Raw genomic sequence first — 18,106 nt, 5'->3', positions numbered from 1 at the left:
TTTCTTATATCCCCTCAACATCAATTCCGTGTTCGGCCAGCCAGGCCCTTCGCTGCGCATAGTCGGGCATTGCACGCTCAACGCGTAGCCAGAAGGCAGGGGTGTGGTGTGGCTCGTGCAGGTGGGCAATCTCGTGAACCACCACATATTCCGCGATACGGGCTGGCAGCAAGATGGTTTTCCAGTGGAAATACAGCCAGTCGCCCTTTCCGCAAGAACCCCAGCGATAGCCGAGGTCCTGCACCTTCACGCCAGCCGGTGCCACCTCCATGCGTGACTGGTAGTCGGCCACCCGGCCCGACAGCCAGGCCCGAGCCCTTTCGCTATACCAGCGGATGAAATACTCCCGTGCACCTGCCTGCGCATCGTGGCGCAGCGCAAAGCGGCCATTCACCAGCTTCAAGGGGGAGTCTTGGTCATCGACCAATTTCAGCCGATGGCTACGCCCCAGATACAGGAAGCCCTCGCCGCCAACGAACTCTTTGCGTGGCACCTTGCGTTGCAGCCGATCCTTCTCGGCCAGCTTGGTATAGATCCAAAAGCGCTTTTCGCTGGCAAATTCGCGGAGTTGGTCGATGCCCACCTCGGGCGGTGCGCTCAGAATCAATTCCCCCGTTCTTTCCACCGTGATTTGCATTGTCCGGCGCCGGGCACTGCGCCGTATCGTGAACTGCAAGTCGTCCATGTGGATGCAAGCCTCTGCCTCGGCCGCAGGGCTATCCGCGTGGTGGTTGGTAGATTTTTGGGGCGCCAGCATGGCTTTATACCTGCACCAGCTTGTCGTGACTGGCGCGCGCCTGCTCCATCAACTTGTCTGCCAGCACGCCCGCCTTGTCGGTGTCCACCAAGGGTGGCCGTAGGCGCATCAAGTGCTCGAACAATTGCGTATTAAGGTCTTCCTGCGCCGCACGTTTATGGGGGCTCCAGATGTCGCGGTTGCCTTGCAGCTCCTGCACCAGCAGGTCCACCAGCTCCACGGTCACATCCTTCAGTCGCAGCAACCCGGCTGCGGTTGGCGTCTGGCCAGCACACACCACGTCCAGCACGGTGCGCAGGAAGGGCGCGCAATGCTCGGGCAAGTCGCTTGGCGCATCGGCACTGCCTGCCTTGCCCGTGCGCAGCTCGTCGATGATCTTCTGCAGTTGCGAGATCACCTCGTTCCACTTTTCGCCCAGCGTTTTGAGAATGTCGTTTAAGTGCTCCGAGAGCTTGCGGTACAGAACCGGGTCTTCATCGGTGTGCTTGCGGATATGCGAGCGAATTGCGTGTTCCATTTCGGACGCCTTGGCGCGGTCGTTTGCGGCCCGGGCCACGTGCGTGTCGAACTGAGCATCGGTCAGCTGGATAGGCGGGATCTTGGGGTCGATGCCCAGCGAGATCACATGGTCGTCGATCAGCTTGCGCACCTTCGCGCCGACATCCTTGCCCAGTACCGGCGTGTCCTTGTAGCGATTGCGAGCGCGGGCGTAGATATAAGCGAGCTTCTTGGCGTCCTTGGTGTAGGGCAACCCCTCCGGTCGCGGCAGCACCGTATCCAGTGAGCCCAAGAAAGCCTTGAGCTTGACGGCAAACTCGGCGCGCAACTTCTCGCTGCCCAATGCTTCGACGCAGGCCTCGGAGTCCTCCAGCGAGTCAATGCCCCGCTGGCGGAACAAATCCACCACGCGCAGATGCCGGTCGCGCAGCACTGGCACCTCGTCCTTCAGGCTGGCCAGTGCGCCTTCCACGTCCTCATCGGCGTAGGCTGCCAGCGCCTCCTTCAGATGTTGCGCGACACCGAAGTAGTCCACCACGATGCCGCAGCGCTTGCCGAAGCCGGTGCGGTTGACGCGGGCAATCGCCTGCAGCAACTCCGCCTCGCGGATCGGACGGTCGAGGTACATCACGCCCTCGATCGGCGCATCAAAGCCGGTGAGCAGCATCGACTTCACCACCAGGAAGGCCAGCGGATCGGTCTTCTCGGGCTTGGCATGGAACAGCGGCTTCTTGAAGCGCTTGATCAGCTGCTCGTGCGCTGTGCCATCGGTCCACTGCTTCCAGGCAGGGTCGTCGTTGTTGCTGCCCGAAATAATGGGCGCGAATTCAATGCGCGCCAGGGTGTCGCGGTAGCGCCAGGCTTGCACCACCGCCTGCACGCTCACAGGACGCTGACACAGCGCCTCGTCATCCAGCGCCTTGTACTCGGGCGAGAGCGCGTGGGCCTCGGCTAGCAACTCATCGCGGACTGACCGCAGGGCCTCGAAATAGCGAATCGCCGCCAGCCGGCTGTACGCCACCACCTGCGCCTTGTAGCCGTTTGGCAGGATGTTGGTAACGTAATGGCGAAGGATGTCGCGCGCCTTGTCGGCAATAAGCGCCGGGGCATCGAAGATGTGGCCCTTGGTGGCGTACTTCTTCTTGATCGCCTCCAGCTCCTCCGGCGAGTGCTGGCGGAACAGGTCTTCGAACAGCTCATCCAAGCTGGCGCCGTCCTTGATCGCGCCGTTGGCCGTGCGGCCCTCGTAGAGCACCGGCACCGTGGCACCGTCGGCCTCAGCTTCCTTGATGGTGTAGCGGTCGATGAACTCGCCAAAAATCTCATGGGTGCGCTTCTTGTCGCCCATGATGATCGGCGTGCCGGTAAAGCCGATGCGCACGCAGTTGGGCAGGCCCGCCAGCAGGTTGGCGTGCAGGTCGCCCGCTTGGGTGCGGTGCGCCTCGTCCACCAGCACAAGGATGCTGTCGTCCTCGTTCAGCACCTCGAACTTTTCGTCGGCTTTGTAGGTGGCCTTCGATTCTTTTACTCCAGGATCGGGCACCTTCGGCAAGTCGTCTGCCGTCAACGGCGCATCACCGGCGCTGTCCGGGTCGCGGTATTTTTGGATCGTGGCAAAGATCAGCCCCGGCCCTTTGCGCCGTGCCAGCGCTTTCACGCCCGCCGTGCTCTCGGCCACGTCCACCACCTCGCCGGTCAGTGTGGCGGTCACCGACAACTGGCCCTGCAGGTCCTTCCGGTCGGTGACGACGATGACCTTGAAGCGCCGCAGTTCTGCATCCGCGCGCATCTTGCGCACCAGGAACACCATGGTCAGGCTCTTGCCCGAGCCCTGGGTGTGCCAGATGATGCCGCCACGCTTGTCGTGTTCGCCGCCGCTTTTAACAGCCTCCAGCCGCGTCTGGCCGGTTTTCAGGCGGGCAATCGCCCGGTTCACCGCCCGGTACTGCTGGTAGCGGCACACCGTCTTGATGGTCTGGCCGCCGGTCTGCATGAACAACATGAAGTTCTTCACCACATCCAGCAGGTGCGCGGGGGTGAGCAGCCCGGCGATCAAGCGCTCCTGCTCGGAAATGGCCGCCTTGCCCAGCGCCTGCGCCACCTCAATCTCGCTACCTGAACCCTCCGGGCCGACCACCGTCTTCCACTGCGCGTAGTGCTCAAAGGCCGCGCCCACGCAGCCCACCCGAGCCTCGTCGAAGCTACTGGCCACCAGCAATTGGTTGGTGGCAAACAGGGGCTCGTTGCCCTCGTTGTCGTCCACCTCAAAGGCGGCCTTGCGCTGGTTGCTGTAGCGCCGCAGTTGGTCCACCGCCTCGGCCAGCGGCTCGGGGACGGACGGGCTCTTGCACTCCACCACCACCAGCGGAATGCCGTTCACCAGCAGCACCAGGTCGGGCACGATGAAAGCCTTGCCGCTGTTGAAGCCAGGCGGGCAATCGACACGGTACTGGTTGATCACCGTGAAGCGGTTGTTGGCCGGGGTGTCCCAGTCGATGTAGCGTATCGTCTGGCCGCGCCCACCGTCCCAGCCGGGCAGGCCGTCCACCGTCAGGCCACGGATCAACAGGTTGGTGGCCTTCTCGTTGGCCTCCATCAGCTTGTGCGTACCCAGTCGCGTGATGGCCGCCACGGCTTCCGACAGCCGCGCCTCGTCCAGCCAGGGGGCACCATCAGGCCCAAGGTTTAGCGCGCGCAGTTGTTCGCGCAGCAGCCCCTCCTGAATCACTTCGGCAAAACTGGTTCGACCCGTGACTGCCGGGTCGTCGAGACTGCCTGCGTTGTAGGCCCAACCGAGCGCCTGCAACTGGGCTACGAACGGTTTTTCGACGTCATCGAGTTCCCAGCCCATCAGGCGCTCCCTGGTTGTTGTGCGGCTTCGGCCAGCAGTGGCGTGACGCGGACGCGACCGGTGAGGAGGTCGTCCATCAGGCCGGTTTTTTCTGCCTGCATTTTTGCAAACGAATCAACTTCGAGATCGACCCTCTTGCTGATCTCGCGCAGGCGACCTTCCATCAAACGCTGCTCCTCGCGAGGAGGGGTTGGAAGCATAGTGGCTCGCAGCGTTTCCGACCGAATGGCAGCCATCGTGCCGCCTTGTTGACCCCTGGCGAAATGCGCCAGCACCCAAGGAGAGTAGTTAACCTGCAACATCGCCAAGTACGGCGAGTAAAGCCGTTGATCGAGAGTGATCGTCCAAGTGTGCTTTGAGGAAAGTGCCTGCCCGATGTCTTCCGGTACGAGGCAACACCTCCCGACAGTGCCCATGATTGTGATCATCAAGTCGGCAGGACGGACGGCGTAGCGCGCCAGCTCCGCAAATTTCTTGTGTGTGACAAAACGCGTGTAGTCGGCAACGAAACGCTCGGTATGGACATTATCGATTCCGAGAAGCGGGGAACCGACGGATACCAATTCCTGCTTCAGAAGTGCGCTACCAAAGGGGCCAGAACGCATCGGCGGATCAACGGCAGCTAGCAGTTCTGCGAGTTGCTTGACCTCCCACTCCTTCGGAATCCACCCCAGCAGCGACTCCTTGTAGAGATGCGGCGCCTCGAACTGCGGCGGGCGCAATTCGCCGTTGGCGGCGATGCCGCGCGTCAGCAGGTCGTGCAGCAGGCCCTGTTTGACGGCCTTGAGCTTGGCGATGATCGCCTCGGTTTCGTGGATGGCGTTGTCCAGGTGATCAAGGATTTCGGCCAGACGAAGTTGCTCCTCAGGCGCCGGGCAAAAGACACGAATGGCATCAAGTAGCTCTCTATCAACGTGAGGTATCCCAGTGCCGTTTGTATGGCCTTTTAAATAAGTTTCTGCATGCTTTGTGACATGAAAAAAATATGCTGCATTGAACTTGGTATCTGGCGTTACCTTGGCCATCGTGGAAGCGACCAAGCCGGACTTAGCCCTAAAAAACTCACCGGCATTTGAACCATCCCAAAGCAGAATCGTGTCGCCCTCGCGGGCATGTACAGAATCAGATCCGGGCTTGGCAAGTTCTGCCCTTGCTCGCCCTCGAAGATATTCAGGATTGAGATATGGCTTTGCCCCTGGGCCCGAATAGCCAGTTGCCGGTGATGCCTTTCCTTTTTGAATGGCGATGTGGTCACCCAAGGTCACGAAATCAGACATACCGCAACCCCTTCAAAAACCCCCGCAGCGTCTTCGCCGCCTCATCCCGCCTGCCTTCAATCTCGGTCAGCGTCATCTGGTATTTGTCCCACCAGTTCTCGAACGCGTCCACAATCTGCTTGCGCTGCGCGGTCATGTAGCGCTCCACAATGGCTTGCATGTCGTTGTGCAGGATGGTCAGCAGCAACTCGGCGGCGGCTTCCGGCGTTAGTCCTTCCACTGCAGCGCCGATGTGCTGCTTAAAGCTATCGTTCTTGGCTTTGAGCTGCTTCTTAACGGCGGTAAGTTCTTTTTTCCAGGCTTTGAGCTGGGCTTCGTCCACGGCGTTTTCCTCGTCGGCCTCGTCCTCTGCTGCCTCGGCGGCTTCACCATCCTCGCCCTCGGCATCTTTCGGGCTAGCGGCTTTGATCTGGCTGTCCAGTTCGGCCTTCTTGGCTTCCAGCTCAGTGATGGCCTCGACGAAATCACTCATCAGGAACTTGACCAGCTTGTGCTCCAGCGGACTCTCCTTGCTGGCCTTGTCTTCCAGGGCGGTGACGATGCTGGTGCGCCAGGCGTCGGCCACGCCCTTGGCACCGCGCGCCATCAGGGTGAGGAAGTCGTACTTGGTCTGGTACCAGAAACCGGCCACGATGCCGCGCACCTGGAAGGGGTCGAGCAGGCCAATGGCCTCCAGGCTCTGGCTGAAGCTGGCCAGCAGGTCGTTGCGCAGTGCGACCAGACTGGCAGCGTTGTCCATTTGCCCAGACAGCGCCGTGATGCGTGCACTGTGGGCTTGCCACCATTGCTCGAAGGCCGCGCGGATGGCCGCTTCCTTGGCGACCAGACCGGCATTGCTTTCGATGGTCGGCTTGATTGCTTGCCGTGTATCGAGGGCAGGCGCGAAGTCGAAATACTTGGCGTCCCTTTCAACCAGCAGGTCCATAGCATTCAGGCCGTGGGCGCTGAACGAGCTGGCCTTGTCGGCCACCTCGGCCTTGGGGATGCCGCCCACTAGATGGGCCCGCACATCGTGCGGCTCGGGCGGTGGCGCGTTGTCGGCGTAGCGGCGGATGTTGAGGTTGTAGTCGTTGGCCTTGAGCGTGGCGTTGTCGACGATGGCGGAGAAGCCGTCGATGGCGCGGAATTCGTCGAAGGTGGTGACGATCTTCTCGATGTGCTCGGGCAGCAGGTAGTTCTGTGCGCGGCCTTCGAAGAACTCGCGGTCGGCATTGATGAACAGCACTTTGCCTTGGCGCTCGGCGGGCTTGCCGCTGACACGATTGGCGCCGTTCTGCAAGCGCTGGCGCAGCACCAGAATGCAGGCCGGGATGCCGGTGCCGTAGAACAGGTTGGGCGCCACGCCGATGACGGCTTCAAGCAGGTCGTCTTCAATGATGCCGGCGCGGATGGTTTTTTCCTCGCCACCCCGGAACAGCACGCCGTGGGGCAGCACGGTGGCCACCATGCCGCCGTCGCGCGTGACCGCCAGCATGTGCTGCAGGAACATCAGGTCGGCTTTCTTGGCGCCGAGCGGCACTTGGCCGTAAGGGAAACGCTCGGCTTCGAACTTGGGTTTCCAGGCGGCATTGCCGTCGGCATCCTTCTCGGTATTGCCCCAGTGGATGGAGAACGGCGGATTGGTAAGCACGCGGTCGAAATGCATCAACTCGCCGCCCTCCACGTGCTGCGGCTCGGCCAGGGTGTCCTCGTTTTGCAGGTTGGCAGTGCTGATGCCGTGCAGCAGCATGTTCATCTTGGCGATGGACCACACGGTGCCGTTGAACTCCTGCCCGAACAGGTTGGCCTTGCGGCCGTCTTCGCCGTGCTCATCGATGTATTCCTTGGCCGCGATCAACATGCCGCCGGAGCCACAGCAGGGGTCGTAGATGTCGTGCTTGAGCTCAGGCTTGATCAGCCGCACCATCATTCGCACCACCGAGCGAGGCGTATAGAACTCGCCGCCTTTCTTGCCCGCCGAATCGGCGAACTCGCCAATCAGGTATTCGTAGGCTGCACCCAGCAGGTCGGGGAACTCGAAGTCTTCGTTGCGCAGGCGGTGCAGGCTGAAGTGCGTGATGAGCTGCTGCAGCTTGATGTCGGGAATCTTGCTCTGGCCGATCTTCCGGGTGAAGTCGATGTGCTCTAGGACGTCGTACAGGCTGACGTTGTCGCCTTCAATCCCGGCAAGCGCCTTGCTCAGTAGACTGCCAACGTTGGCCTGACGTGAGTTGTCGAGCAGGTAGCTGTAGCGCGACTCCTTCGGCACCCAGAAGTAGCCATCCTTCTTATACCAACGCTTGTTCTCGGCCGAGGCTTCGGCTTCGGCAGGCGTCTTGCCTGCATCGATTTCGAGCTGTATCACTTCGGCGCGGCGCTGCTCGAACACGTCAGAGCAGCGCTTGAGGAACAGCATCCCGAAGATGTACTCCTTGAATTCGGAGGCATCCATCTTGCCACGCAGGATGTCGGCGGCTTTGAAGAGGTGGCGTTCCAGCTGGGGCAGGGTCAAAGGCATAACAGGTATGTTTCCGTAATCAGCAGGCTGGACCTGCAGGCATCAACGACAGGCGCAACACACTTGCCATCGTAGATATGAATTTTGCAATTTTACTTAAGCTTTTCGGACACCCTGCAAATCGGGGGCCCTCTATTTATTTATCTGTACCTGAGGTCTATCGGGAAGTAAGCAGCCTTGCGACCAACTACCCGTCTCCCGCCAAAAACCACACCGGCTTGAGCGGCAGGCGGCGGCGGGCGGTGTCATCGAGCTGGCCGTAGTGGCGGGTCCATAGATCGACCAGCTGGGCGGCGTCGATCAGGGTGATGCGACGGTGGCTTTGCCGCGCTTCCAGGTCGGCATCTTTGGTGAAGCCGGACAGGGCCACGAACAGGCCCACGTCGCCCTCGCCCAGCACGGCCATGAAGCTGCGCAGGCCCATCACGTCGATCTTGGGCGAGTTGGCGTTGCGCTTGACCTGCACCTTGATGCGCGGCGGGCGGGTGCCCAGCGGGTCGTTGTAGGCGATCACATCCACGCCGCCGTCCTTGCCGGGCGGGGCGATCCACGCCACGTGGTAGCCCATGGCGCTGAGCAGCGCGCCCACCAGTTCCTGGAACTCGTAGGGCGGCATGTCGGCCAGATGCGCCTCGATCTCGGCCCAGGCCATTTCCTCGGCCTGCTCCAGGGTGATGCTGGCCGATTTTTCCACCGCCTCGTCATCGCCTTCGTCGATTTCCACCACCGGCTGCGCCTTCTTCCACTTGTGATACAGGCGCACCGCCTCACGGTAGAACTGCTCGCCGTCCGGATACTGCTGCAGCGCCTGCGCGCCCTCGGCGGTGACCGACCAGATGCCCTTGTCCTTGACCAGCCAGCCGGCCTTGACGGTATCGACCGTGGCAAAACGCACGATCTTCTCGAAGCGGCGCCCGCCGGTGGGGTAGTCGCCGGCCTCGTAGGCGGTCATCTCCACCTGTGCGGCCAGCGCCGCCAGCGCTTCGGCGGCCTTCATGCCGTCGGGCCGGGCCTGCAGGATGCCGAACAGCTTGCGTATCAGGTGGCCGGTCCGGGCCTTGGTTACTTCCGCCATGCTTCCCCTGCTTCGGTAGTCTGCGCCGGCCTGCCAGCGCGGCAAAACGCGTGCCTTGAGCCGTGTGGATTATGTGAAGGTCCATCATAGCCGGGCCTCCGCCGTCTGGCTCGGGTCGGGGCGTCGCAGCCGCCGGGAACGCCACTGCGGGCAAAGCCCGTCGTATTCAGTGACACACCAACGCGGGGTTTTCCTACAGAAAAACCATGACCGGGTGCGTGGTTTGCAACCGCGGGCTGGCGCAGGCTTGACGCGCCCGGCCGAGCGGTCGGGCCGGCCTCCTTCGGGGCTGCCGCACTCCCCTTCCCTTGCTCGCATAAGGACCATGCAATGACGACGACACAGAATCTGATTTCCCTCACCCTCACCGATGACCAGCTGCAGGCCGTGGACCAGGCGCTGAGCGATCTGGAGGCGCAGTTGACCGGGCTGGTGGCGATGACCTCGGCGCAGCGGCGCAAGCTGGCGCGGATGGGCGACAAGTCCGAGGCGTTCTGCCGGCAGACCTTGAGCATGCTGGCGCAGAACCCGCAGGTGGTGCCGGCCACCTTGAATGTGGCCGATGCGGTGTCCGATCTGCAGGCGCTGGACCGCCTGCGCCCCCGCATGCAACGCATCACCCGGCTGGCCGAACGGGCCTCGGACACCGAGATCGCACTGGGCAGCGATGTGATGCGCTGCGCGCTGGACGGGTACGCGATCTTGAAGGTGGCCGGGCGCAACCAGGGTCTGGAAGGACTGCGCCGTGGGCTGGGCACCCGTTTTGCCAAGAGCGCGCGGGCGGGCGAGCCCGAGCCGGCCTGAGTTGCCGGTCCCGGCCGGGAAGCCCTCCCTTCCCGGTCGCCGGGCCACCCTGATGACCGTACCCAGCCGCCCTTCGGGGCGGCTTTTTTGTGCCTGTCGCCCCGGCGGCGGCGGCCGGGCGCGGACAACCGGCGCTTTTCACGCCCCGCCAGGTACCTGCGCACAGCCAGAATGGGCCTCGTTTTGAGACAGAAGTCTCATCGATGCCGAAAAAAGCGGCATCGTTGCCACTTCAAGTGCCATCGTTGCCCCAAAAAGGGGCACCGTTGCCGAAAAAAGTGGCATCGATGCCCCAAAAAGGGGCAAGCGTGCCGAAAAAAGCGGCATCGATGCCCCAAAAAGGGGCAACGTTGCCGGTCAAAGTGGCATCGATGGCGAAAAAAGCGGCATCGCTGCCGTTTCAAGTGCCATCGTTGCCCCTTTTTGGTGCAAACGTGGCCCTCGCCGGCCAAAGTGAAGGCAACGCGGGGGCAGCGCTGCCCCGCCCATGGTCAGCGCCGGCCCGGCGCGGTGCTCGGTCCACCCCGGCGGTCGCACCGTCGCCGCTTTATCCGCCGTGCGGTACATGCCGGCCGCCGTGGCCCGATTGCCATCGTTCGGCGCAGCCGGCGGCGCTACCGCGCGCCGCGCCACCTGCTGCTGACGATTCCCGCATCCGGCTATTGCTTACGGCCAAGGCGCCTGCAACGCTGCACCCCTGTCCTGTGGAATCTCCCCGATGCCGGCGCTGCCGTCCCTGCTGCGATCCTGTTCCCGGCGGCTGCGGCGCACGCTGGCCGTGGCGCTGGTGCTGGCCGGCAGCTGGCCGGTGCTGGCAGGCAATGCCGACCTGCCCGAATGGACGCCGACCACGCCGAAGCTGGAAGGCGCCGAACTGGCGCGGCTGGAGGCGGCGCTGCAGCAGTTGCCGCCACAGCGCGCGGGCGTGACCGATCTGTATGTGCTGGGCGTGGCCGGCGATGCCGGCGAGGACGTGTTCGGCAACGAGGTGCGGTATCTGCAGCAGCTGGCGGCGCAACGCTGGCAAACCGGCGGGCGCACGCTGAGCCTGATCAACGCCCCGCCCGGCTCGGCTGCGGACGGCACCGCGCCGCAGGCCACCTTCGAGAGCCTGGGCTACGCGCTGGACGGGCTGGGGCAGACGCTGGACCCGGCCGAGGATGTGCTGCTGCTCTATCTGACCAGCCACGGCCTTCCGGACAACAGTTTCTACCTGCGCACCGGCCCGGAGCAGGAGGATTACCTGGCACCGGCCGATCTGGCGCAGCTGCTGGACGAGGCGAAGATCGGCAATGCGGTGATCGTGGTGTCGGCCTGTTTCTCGGGCGGGTTTGTGCCGCCGCTCAAGGCGCCCAACCGCATGATCATCACCGCCGCGCGCGAGGACCGGCCCTCGTTCGGTTGCGGCAATACCGACAGCGCCACCTGGTTCGGCCGCGCCTTCCTGGTGGAAGCGCTCAATGCCGGCAACGATTTCAGCGCCGCCTTCGCCCAGGCGCGGATCACGGTGAAACGCCGCGAGCGACAGGAAGGCGAGTTGCCGTCGTACCCGCAGATCGCCACCGGCAGGCCTATCGAGGCGGTACTGGCGCGCTGGCGCCAGCAGCTGCCGCCCCCGGTGGTGGTGCCCTACCCGTTCGCGGCGCCGGCAGCGGCGATGGAACCGGCGGACAACAGCCCGCTGCCGGTGCCTGCCGCCGCGCCAGGCCGTTAGGCGTGAGCCTGCCCGCGGCGCTTCTGCGTTGCTTGAGAAAAGCGGGTTGGGTGGGGGCTTTTGTCGCGACTTACGTCGCTCCTACAGAAATAGCTTCTGCAACGCTGCCAAGGCGTGTGAGGAATCGCGGCGGATGGTTTTTTGTCGCGACTGACGTCGCTCCTACCGGTCGCTTCCAAAGGTTGCTCCTACAGGCGGGCCGTCCGCTTCCTGCGTTTGCTCCGCAGCAGCGCTGCAGGTGTGTGCCGTAGGAGCGTCGTCAGTCGCGACAGGGCGTCCCCGCGCGGGCTGCCTGTCGCCTGATGCCTGGTAGATGACCTGCCGTGGCCGCAACACCGGGCTCTTATTTACGCGCACAGCGGCGCGGATGGGCGGCTTTCCCCCGATCGCCGGTGGACAACGGGTCATCCGCCGTGCACCTGTTCAGCGTGGCCGGGAGGATGCACGCGGCGTGACGGGGCGATTGCCTCTGCTTTCCCCCGCTGTTACCCGCCACGTGCGACCTGCCGGTTCCGGCGTCAGGGCCGGCCTGATTGCCGCTGCAGGCGGATATGCCAGCGCGCGTGCGGTGAGTCCAGCGGCCGGTTGCTGCGGGTCCGCTGTCGCGGTCACCGGTGGTTTCCACCTGAACGACGGTAGCGTCCGGCGCATGCGGAGCGCCGCCATTGCTGCCGGCTGCGTCACGCTTGAGCGGGTTTCAAACGCTTTCTGCAGGTTCTGTTAACCCCCGTTCCCTTAGAAACGGGTCCCCACATGCGTGGGGATTCATGGGAGGCACGCCATTGAAAGGCGTAAAACTTTATCTGGAAGGGCCCGGGCGCGAGTGCCGGCCGGTCAGCTTCGTTTCAACCGAGGAAGTCCGCGCTGCCAGCCTGTCGCGTATCAGCGGCCGCTCCGGTGAGGAGTCGGTTGAAATCACGCTGTTGGCCGATGCCGATGGACACCTCGCCCGGCAGATCGACCGCGAGGGCTTCCGCTACAAATTCGATGGCTCCGAAATCAGCTGGAGCCTCATCGTTGCCTGATCAAAAGCCCCTCCCGGAGGGGCTTTTTTCCGGGGCCAAGTGGACCACCCGGCTAGCCATTGGACTCAACGCCTGCGCGCCGCTTCCTTCCGGCCGGATCCCCCGGCGCCACAACCCGCTGACCGGGGGATGCGGCCAGCGGGCACCACCACGCGGACTATCGCCAGCCCGCGTCATCTTGTCCGGACCGTGACGAGCCTGCCTACCCAGCTCGTTGTCACGCACTGCCCGCCGCTGAACAGCGTGGTGTTCACGCGGTGAACCCCGACAAGAACCTCTCACTCACTTGTGCTGACGGTCCTGTTGCGGCTTCTGGTCGTGCGGCTTCTGGTCATGCTGCTGCGGGCTGCCATGCCGCTGCGAGTTGTCGTCTTTGCCCGGCGAGCGCTGCTCGTGGCCTTTCTGCGGTGTTTGCGGAGTGGTCGGCATCTCATTGTTCCTCTTCAAATTCGCCCGGCGCCTGAGGCTCCAGTTCAGGAGCAGGATCGCCGGGTAGATCCGGATTGCGCGTGTCGGGCAGATCCGGGTTGGGTTGATTCGGATTGCGCGGATCCCGTGTCGGATCCGGACGATCCGGATCGCGGGGCGCCTCCGGATCGGTGGGATTCGGGGTGCTCAAGCACATGCTCCATCCACGCGACAACGTCGTCGCACGTTTACGGTGCGCGTTGTGCCGTTAACCGGCAGTCCCCGAATCCGGAAGAGAACTCACGGGCTGACCACCAAGCCAACTGGGGAGCGCGCCACGTGCCCGGCGCGTGACAATCGCCGTTGCAGGATGCAAGGCGATTGGACCAAGAACAGGGACGGACGAATCGCTCATCACATCGCACGTTGGAAATAGGCCTATGTTGGGCGCGGTGCGGGCACTACCTGTGCTCCGGATGCTGATCATGAACTACGAAGAGGTACGCGCTGACCTGGATGAACTGGCGCTGGAGATGACAACATCAGCACATGCATGGTCCCGCTCACAGCGCCTGGACAAGCTCAGATCCCTTGCGATTCTGACCCGGCGCGCCTTGAAAGCGGCATCCGGATCGGCAGATGAACTGGAGCGCAGCAACAATATCGACTCCCTTCTGGACCGGATAAAAAGCATGGTGTCTGCCGCGGAACAGCTGGATCAGCTCAAGGAAGACTTCCGGAACCGCAGAACATGACATCTCGCAGATATGCGAAAGACAGCGTAAGAACCCCCACCTGCGAAGATGGCGTACCTGGCTGCGCATCATGAACAATCAACGCGATCGCGACTTTGTCGACGTAACCGCCGAGCTTGGCTACTGGCGAAGTCGGTACAGTGATGGCGCGCTTATCGGGGACAGTTTCCTCAACGACTGCAATCCGGTAATCAAACTTGCCTGCGACATCTATATCCGCAATCCGCATGGAACGCGCAGTGCGTGGCACTCCGATCTGCACCGTCATCTATCGGGCAAGATGAGCATGGACCAGAGGAGAATCTCGGATCAGATAGCCGGTATGTGCTGGGATCGGCTTGTTTCCTGATCAGCCCGTTCATCCTCAGAGCGCCAATAGCACACCGGGGTAACACACAAAGGGGAAAGATGCTTCTGCGATGATTTCATCGCAATGGAGTAGAAGATGAGTAGCCTCAATGTAACAACCAGCCCCCAGAACCCGCAGGAACGTGATCCGAAGCGGGCACCCGGCGCGATGCCAGAGCATGACACCAACCGCAAGGATGCGGACACCAAGGAAGGCAAGACCCATGACGGCAGCAAGCCTCAGCAGAAATAACAGCAACTGCTGCTAAACAAATGGAGAGCTGCGCCAGCGTGCGCAGCTCGTCCTGAGGATCATCAACGGTGAAAACGGTGGCCCAGGCCAAGGCACTGATGGAAAAAATTGCCTATCAGCTTCGCCCTCCCGAGACGACCACGATGGCGCCTTGCAAGCTTTGCGGAAAAAGCAGCCCGGGAGGCCAAGCGTGCGCCGAGTGCCTGTGTCTGCAGTTGGAAACACTGATCCAGAACAAAGGCGCCGTGGTGCGATGGTCCAAGTCGGTCAAGGCCGCTGCCGAAGATGAGGCGACCATCCTGACCTACGCAAGACGAGCGAAGTAGCCAGGTCCTGGGACCCGTTCCTGCTGCACGGACAGTTCATTGTCGCGATCGTTGACAGCGTGGAAATACAGGCATTCCCATGAACACCACTATTCACACCGCATCCTATGTCGACCTCCCCCGCTATCTTGGAACCTGGTACGAGATCGCCAGGAAGCCACAACATGGCGACAACCCGGACGCACGAGATCGGGTGTGGAACTTCACCAGGGACTCGGACGAACCCATCCACGTTTCCCACTCCTACATAGGTGAGCGCGACGCGCTGGAGGAATCTTCCGGTGTTGTCCGGGTATCCGACAGCGCCCATGCGAGATTCTCGATCAGCTTCATGCCGGATTGGCTGCAATGGGTTCCCTTTACCCGGGAGAAATTCTGGATTCTGGGAATTGATGACGACTATACGACCGCCCTTATCGGGGAGCCTGGCATGAAACGACTACATCTGCTCCATCGGCACGCCCAGATGGACCGGACTGTCGCAACCGGATGGATTGAGACCGCCCAGCAGCAAGGCTATGACACTTCCGACATTGTTTGGCCCGAACAGTCCGGCACCATCTACCTGAATCAAATGCAGTGAGCGCCAGATGTCACTCTTGAGCATCCCTATGCCGACCCCTGACCCCAGACAACAGTTCATAGGCGAATGGAACGTCTGGGAGGAAGCCAGCTTTGCCGTGTTCCGCTTCTCACTTATTGATGATGGACTGGCAGTGACCTTCATCGACGACGTGGAAGGAGTGGAGAACTCCATCAGCGACGTCCGCTGGAATACGGAAGAGCCAGCGCTGTACTTCACAGTGCAGTGGATGAAGGGCCCGACGCATCGCTACCGGATTTCGCCCGATGCCGATGGCAACACGCTTGAGGTTTCCATCACGGCAAGCTGGGTCGAGACCTGGGCACCGATGCCGGTGTACAAGCCCCACTGAGGATCTGACTCCCACGTTCCGGTTGGAGTTCCAGCCAAGGATTCAGGACCGGCGCGTCGATTTGACGGTGAATCCATCATGCTCAATCCGATCCCGCACCATTTACCTGCCAGCTACCGCATGGCCCCCTGCCCCTTGGCGCAGCTCGATCATACGATCGCCGAGCCGGACTCACCCGCCGACGCATAACCGGAGCGCGTGATCGGATTCGAAGATCGTACCGGATGCGCTGCAGGAGTCTTCCGTCGCGGCACTGCCTCGTACCTCAAAGGCATCACACCAACGCACCGTTCAGTGACGGGCGGCCCCTGCGTTGGCTTCCTGATTACTTTCCAACGGCCCGCGACTTTGCACGAACTCCGGGAAGGTCTCGGCCAGCGACGCGGTGTCCGGCAGGATGTAGAACACCCCGCCCCGTTCGAACGTGGGAACGACCACCTGCTCGTAGAATTCGGGCGAGACATTGATGCAACCATGGGTGATGCGGTTGTCGTCCGGCGACGGCGACGCAAGGCGCTCGACGCGTCTCTCAGCGGGGACGCCGGTCGCCGTGGGGTGCATGGATACCGCCGAATCGTAATCCACCCACAGCACGCGGCCGGCGTCGATGGAGGGGCCGAAACCGCCCACGAAGCGACCGGCAGGCGTGGTGCGGTCCTTGCCCGGAATCTCGCGAAGCGCCAGACCGGCGATGCCTGGGGCCGTGTGGTCACCCACCGCCGAACCAAACAGGCCGGGGGCGGCGCCGCGAAGCCGGCCGTCACCGTCGAATACCAGCACCTGGGCGGCGGCCTTGTCGATGATCGTGAACGGATAGCCCTGGCTGTCCTTGCTGGCAACCACCCAGCCGGCCAGCTCGATTACCGTGTCCGACACGGTCTGATCCGGGGGAAGCTGGTCGACGTCGGCCATCGGATGCGCGGCAGCATCCTGTGCATTGACTGCGCCAACACTTGCCAACGCCAGTACCAGCGCGCCACACGCGGCGCGGATCGCGGAATAGATACAGGTATTGATGGGACACGTTCCTTGGAGCATGGAGCGGCTTAAGAAAAACCCCCGGTGGTCAGCAAGGACCACCGGGTTTGAAGCGCACACCCTTGGTCAGCACGCGCGCAGGCGCGATCAGCCGCGCGGCTCGCGGCGCGGTGCGGTTTCGAGCTGCTGGACGCGGCCTTCGAGCTGATCCAGGCGCTGGTTGGCCCGCTGCGCGGACTGGTTGGCCGATTCGGCGCTCTGGGCTGCGCTCTGCACCTTCGTGTCGAGTGAATCAAGGCGCGTATTGATCTTTGCAAAATCGTCACGGTAGGTGGCGCAGCCGCCAAGACCGAGGGCGGCGACGGCGGTCACTGCCAACACCAGATTTTTCTTGGTCAGAAACATTTCACTTCTCCTTTCTCACGTCTGGACCACGGAAATATTGCGGACTTTTTGCACAGACATGATTGCGCCGCACGGCGTTGATGGACTGTGAAATGTGGCTATCCCTGCGAATTCAGGCGTGATTCCATGCATGTCGCGGGGTCTCTGCGTGACTGCGGCCAACGCGGAAGATCGCACGCGTCTGATGCCCTGAATGCATCGGCCTGTTTGCCGATGCCGGGGGCATACGTCGCCCTTACGGTGAGGGGGACGCCGACAATGGCAACGGCGATGCACCGTTATCGATCCGCGACAGGCGCATGCCTTCAACCCGCTCCTGCTGCGCCTGCGCCGGTGCGATCGCCAACGGAATGAGGGGCACTGCGCGCTCATCCGGGGCCAGCAAGGTGATGCTGCTGGCGGCAAGGCCGGTGACGGTCTCTCCCGGCGTCCCGCGCGCGACGGAATGACCGGCGCTGCGCGGCTGTTCGGCGGTGTCGGCCTGTGGCACCTCGATCACTTCGCCGCGCACGACGATGCGGTCGCCGCTGCGCACGCGATTACCCATGCGCATCGTGAATTCGGCTTCGGCCGGCATGTTGAGCGAGGTGTCATAGCCGCGATCAAGCACGAACAGCGCATCGGAGGTGGCAGGATCGCCGTCGCCTTCGTCCTGCACGAACCAGCCGACCACGCGGCCGCGATTGCCCTCGCCCAGCGTCTCGCCCAATTCCTGCGCGATATCGTCGCCATCGCCGGCCAGGCTGCGCACCACCACGCCTTCGATCAGCACCTGCTCGCCGAGCAGCGGGCTCACCGCGCCACTGCCCTGCACCTGGCCGATCAGGCGACGCCCGGGGTCCATCGGCTCGGCTGCCATATCATCGCCAGCGGACAGCGGGAATCCGCAGCCACTGGACGCCAGCACCGTCGCGACCAGCACGGTGTAGATGATTGCTCTGTGTTGCATCGACTCCCCTGCCCCCAGTTGGCACCACCGCGCAAGCCTAGCGTGGCGGTGGTGCGGTATCCATCGGGCATCGGAGAACAAGCGGGCGACAAGGGAGTGATGCCGCCAATCTCACCGAGGCGACTGCAGGAGGGAGTGCGGCGTGGACATGGCCCGCAGCCGGTGCGCCGGCCGGTGCGGCGCCATCTGACGGACATCGGGAAACAGGCCAACGGCGCTGGGTTGGTAAGGCCAACCCGGCCTGGGCGGTT

At 62.9% G+C, this 18,106-nt stretch carries 20 protein-coding genes; 9 read left to right on the top strand and 11 right to left on the bottom strand.

Going from position 1 to position 18,106, the window contains the following annotated elements; genetic code table 11:
- Positions 1-4: 4 nt before the first annotated feature.
- The 5 genes from ACVOMH_RS07750 to ACVOMH_RS07730 form a co-directional block, all read right to left on the bottom strand.
- Positions 5-757, bottom strand: coding sequence for a M48 family metallopeptidase (locus ACVOMH_RS07750; RefSeq protein WP_481551553.1), 753 nt, complete (start codon positions 755-757; stop codon positions 5-7).
- 4 nt (positions 758-761) lie between these two features.
- Positions 762-4,106: a type I restriction endonuclease subunit R gene (locus ACVOMH_RS07745; protein ID WP_481551552.1), complete on the bottom strand. Its 3,345-nt coding sequence runs from the start codon at positions 4,104-4,106 to the stop codon at positions 762-764.
- Entirely contained in the window at positions 4,106-5,383 is a 1,278-nt protein-coding gene (locus ACVOMH_RS07740; RefSeq protein WP_481551551.1) for a restriction endonuclease subunit S, read from the bottom strand. Before ACVOMH_RS07740 ends, ACVOMH_RS07745 begins: the two co-directional genes overlap by 1 nt.
- Positions 5,376-7,880, bottom strand: coding sequence for a type I restriction-modification system subunit M (locus tag ACVOMH_RS07735; protein WP_481551550.1), 2,505 nt, complete (start codon positions 7,878-7,880; stop codon positions 5,376-5,378). Before ACVOMH_RS07735 ends, ACVOMH_RS07740 begins: the two co-directional genes overlap by 8 nt.
- 187 nt (positions 7,881-8,067) lie before the next feature.
- Complete coding sequence (locus tag ACVOMH_RS07730; protein WP_481551549.1) at positions 8,068-8,955, bottom strand: restriction endonuclease; 888 nt, start codon at positions 8,953-8,955, stop codon at positions 8,068-8,070.
- Positions 8,956-9,285: 330 nt separating this feature from the next.
- Here ACVOMH_RS07730 and ACVOMH_RS07725 point away from each other — a divergent pair, with 330 nt between their 5' ends.
- A complete protein-coding gene (locus ACVOMH_RS07725; RefSeq protein WP_481551548.1) occupies positions 9,286-9,759 on the top strand; it encodes a hypothetical protein in 474 nt (157 codons plus the stop codon).
- A gap of 232 nt (positions 9,760-9,991) precedes the next feature.
- Here ACVOMH_RS07725 and ACVOMH_RS07720 read toward each other — a convergent pair whose 3' ends face one another.
- Positions 9,992-10,120 carry a hypothetical protein gene (locus ACVOMH_RS07720; protein ID WP_481551547.1) on the bottom strand — a complete coding sequence of 43 codons (129 nt, stop codon included), beginning with the start codon at positions 10,118-10,120 and terminating at the stop codon, positions 9,992-9,994.
- Positions 10,121-10,477: 357 nt separating this feature from the next.
- Between ACVOMH_RS07720 and ACVOMH_RS07715 the strand changes: the two genes are divergently transcribed.
- Together ACVOMH_RS07715 and ACVOMH_RS07710 are read left to right on the top strand one after the other, a co-directional pair.
- Complete coding sequence (locus ACVOMH_RS07715) at positions 10,478-11,473, top strand: C13 family peptidase (protein ID WP_481551546.1); 996 nt, start codon at positions 10,478-10,480, stop codon at positions 11,471-11,473.
- Positions 11,474-12,255: 782 nt separating this feature from the next.
- Positions 12,256-12,498: a hypothetical protein gene (locus tag ACVOMH_RS07710; RefSeq protein ID WP_481551545.1), complete on the top strand. Its 243-nt coding sequence runs from the start codon at positions 12,256-12,258 to the stop codon at positions 12,496-12,498.
- Positions 12,499-12,780: 282 nt separating this feature from the next.
- Here the strand turns inward: ACVOMH_RS07710 and ACVOMH_RS07705 are convergent, their stop codons facing one another.
- Both ACVOMH_RS07705 and ACVOMH_RS07700 read right to left on the bottom strand, forming a co-directional pair.
- Positions 12,781-12,927, bottom strand: a complete 147-nt coding sequence (locus tag ACVOMH_RS07705) for a hypothetical protein (protein ID WP_481551544.1) — start codon at positions 12,925-12,927, stop codon at positions 12,781-12,783.
- Between the two features lies 1 nt (position 12,928).
- A complete protein-coding gene (locus ACVOMH_RS07700; RefSeq protein WP_481551543.1) occupies positions 12,929-13,117 on the bottom strand; it encodes a hypothetical protein in 189 nt (62 codons plus the stop codon).
- A 274-nt stretch (positions 13,118-13,391) separates the two neighbouring features.
- Here ACVOMH_RS07700 and ACVOMH_RS07695 point away from each other — a divergent pair, with 274 nt between their 5' ends.
- From ACVOMH_RS07695 to ACVOMH_RS07670, 6 genes are all read left to right on the top strand, one after another.
- Positions 13,392-13,661, top strand: coding sequence for a hypothetical protein (locus ACVOMH_RS07695; protein ID WP_481523552.1), 270 nt, complete (start codon positions 13,392-13,394; stop codon positions 13,659-13,661).
- A gap of 70 nt (positions 13,662-13,731) precedes the next feature.
- Entirely contained in the window at positions 13,732-14,010 is a 279-nt protein-coding gene (locus tag ACVOMH_RS07690) for a hypothetical protein (RefSeq protein ID WP_481551542.1), read from the top strand.
- Positions 14,011-14,106: 96 nt separating this feature from the next.
- Positions 14,107-14,262: a hypothetical protein gene (locus ACVOMH_RS07685; protein WP_481523550.1), complete on the top strand. Its 156-nt coding sequence runs from the start codon at positions 14,107-14,109 to the stop codon at positions 14,260-14,262.
- Between the two features lie 68 nt (positions 14,263-14,330).
- Complete coding sequence (locus ACVOMH_RS07680) at positions 14,331-14,588, top strand: hypothetical protein (protein ID WP_481551541.1); 258 nt, start codon at positions 14,331-14,333, stop codon at positions 14,586-14,588.
- A 79-nt stretch (positions 14,589-14,667) separates the two neighbouring features.
- On the top strand, positions 14,668-15,171 hold the full coding sequence (locus tag ACVOMH_RS07675) for a lipocalin family protein (protein ID WP_481551540.1): 504 nt from the start codon (positions 14,668-14,670) through the stop codon (positions 15,169-15,171).
- A 28-nt stretch (positions 15,172-15,199) separates the two neighbouring features.
- A complete protein-coding gene (locus ACVOMH_RS07670) occupies positions 15,200-15,523 on the top strand; it encodes a hypothetical protein (RefSeq protein WP_481551539.1) in 324 nt (107 codons plus the stop codon).
- A gap of 291 nt (positions 15,524-15,814) precedes the next feature.
- Here ACVOMH_RS07670 and ACVOMH_RS07665 read toward each other — a convergent pair whose 3' ends face one another.
- The 3 genes from ACVOMH_RS07665 to ACVOMH_RS07655 form a co-directional block, all read right to left on the bottom strand.
- Positions 15,815-16,495 (bottom strand): hypothetical protein, encoded by a 681-nt coding sequence (locus tag ACVOMH_RS07665; RefSeq protein WP_481551586.1) that lies wholly within the window; start codon positions 16,493-16,495, stop codon positions 15,815-15,817.
- 153 nt (positions 16,496-16,648) lie between these two features.
- Entirely contained in the window at positions 16,649-16,906 is a 258-nt protein-coding gene (locus tag ACVOMH_RS07660) for a hypothetical protein (RefSeq protein WP_057506328.1), read from the bottom strand.
- Positions 16,907-17,141: 235 nt separating this feature from the next.
- Positions 17,142-17,855 (bottom strand): single stranded DNA-binding domain-containing protein, encoded by a 714-nt coding sequence (locus ACVOMH_RS07655; protein ID WP_481551538.1) that lies wholly within the window; start codon positions 17,853-17,855, stop codon positions 17,142-17,144.
- Between the last annotated feature and the right edge of the window lie 251 nt (positions 17,856-18,106).

It is taken from the genome of Stenotrophomonas sp. STEN013 (assembly GCF_056760355.1).
Note: the sequence above shows the minus strand (reverse complement) of the source record. Positions and strands in the feature narration are given on the sequence as shown.

What these genes read in the sequence shown, in the direction of transcription:
- ACVOMH_RS07750 (WP_481551553.1), bottom strand. Translation starts at nt 757, where the DNA reads ATGCTGGCGCCCCAAAAATCTACCAACCACCACGCGGATAGCCCTGCG.
- ACVOMH_RS07745 (WP_481551552.1), bottom strand. Translation starts at nt 4,106, where the DNA reads ATGGGCTGGGAACTCGATGACGTCGAAAAACCGTTCGTAGCCCAGTTG.
- ACVOMH_RS07740 (WP_481551551.1), bottom strand. Translation starts at nt 5,383, where the DNA reads ATGTCTGATTTCGTGACCTTGGGTGACCACATCGCCATTCAAAAAGGA.
- ACVOMH_RS07735 (WP_481551550.1), bottom strand. Translation starts at nt 7,880, where the DNA reads ATGCCTTTGACCCTGCCCCAGCTGGAACGCCACCTCTTCAAAGCCGCC.
- ACVOMH_RS07730 (WP_481551549.1), bottom strand. Translation starts at nt 8,955, where the DNA reads ATGGCGGAAGTAACCAAGGCCCGGACCGGCCACCTGATACGCAAGCTG.
- ACVOMH_RS07725 (WP_481551548.1), top strand. Translation starts at nt 9,286, where the DNA reads ATGACGACGACACAGAATCTGATTTCCCTCACCCTCACCGATGACCAG.
- ACVOMH_RS07715 (WP_481551546.1), top strand. Translation starts at nt 10,478, where the DNA reads ATGCCGGCGCTGCCGTCCCTGCTGCGATCCTGTTCCCGGCGGCTGCGG.
- ACVOMH_RS07705 (WP_481551544.1), bottom strand. Translation starts at nt 12,927, where the DNA reads ATGCCGACCACTCCGCAAACACCGCAGAAAGGCCACGAGCAGCGCTCG.
- ACVOMH_RS07695 (WP_481523552.1), top strand. Translation starts at nt 13,392, where the DNA reads ATGAACTACGAAGAGGTACGCGCTGACCTGGATGAACTGGCGCTGGAG.
- ACVOMH_RS07690 (WP_481551542.1), top strand. Translation starts at nt 13,732, where the DNA reads ATGAACAATCAACGCGATCGCGACTTTGTCGACGTAACCGCCGAGCTT.
- ACVOMH_RS07685 (WP_481523550.1), top strand. Translation starts at nt 14,107, where the DNA reads ATGAGTAGCCTCAATGTAACAACCAGCCCCCAGAACCCGCAGGAACGT.
- ACVOMH_RS07675 (WP_481551540.1), top strand. Translation starts at nt 14,668, where the DNA reads ATGAACACCACTATTCACACCGCATCCTATGTCGACCTCCCCCGCTAT.
- ACVOMH_RS07670 (WP_481551539.1), top strand. Translation starts at nt 15,200, where the DNA reads ATGCCGACCCCTGACCCCAGACAACAGTTCATAGGCGAATGGAACGTC.
- ACVOMH_RS07660 (WP_057506328.1), bottom strand. Translation starts at nt 16,906, where the DNA reads ATGTTTCTGACCAAGAAAAATCTGGTGTTGGCAGTGACCGCCGTCGCC.
- ACVOMH_RS07655 (WP_481551538.1), bottom strand. Translation starts at nt 17,855, where the DNA reads ATGCAACACAGAGCAATCATCTACACCGTGCTGGTCGCGACGGTGCTG.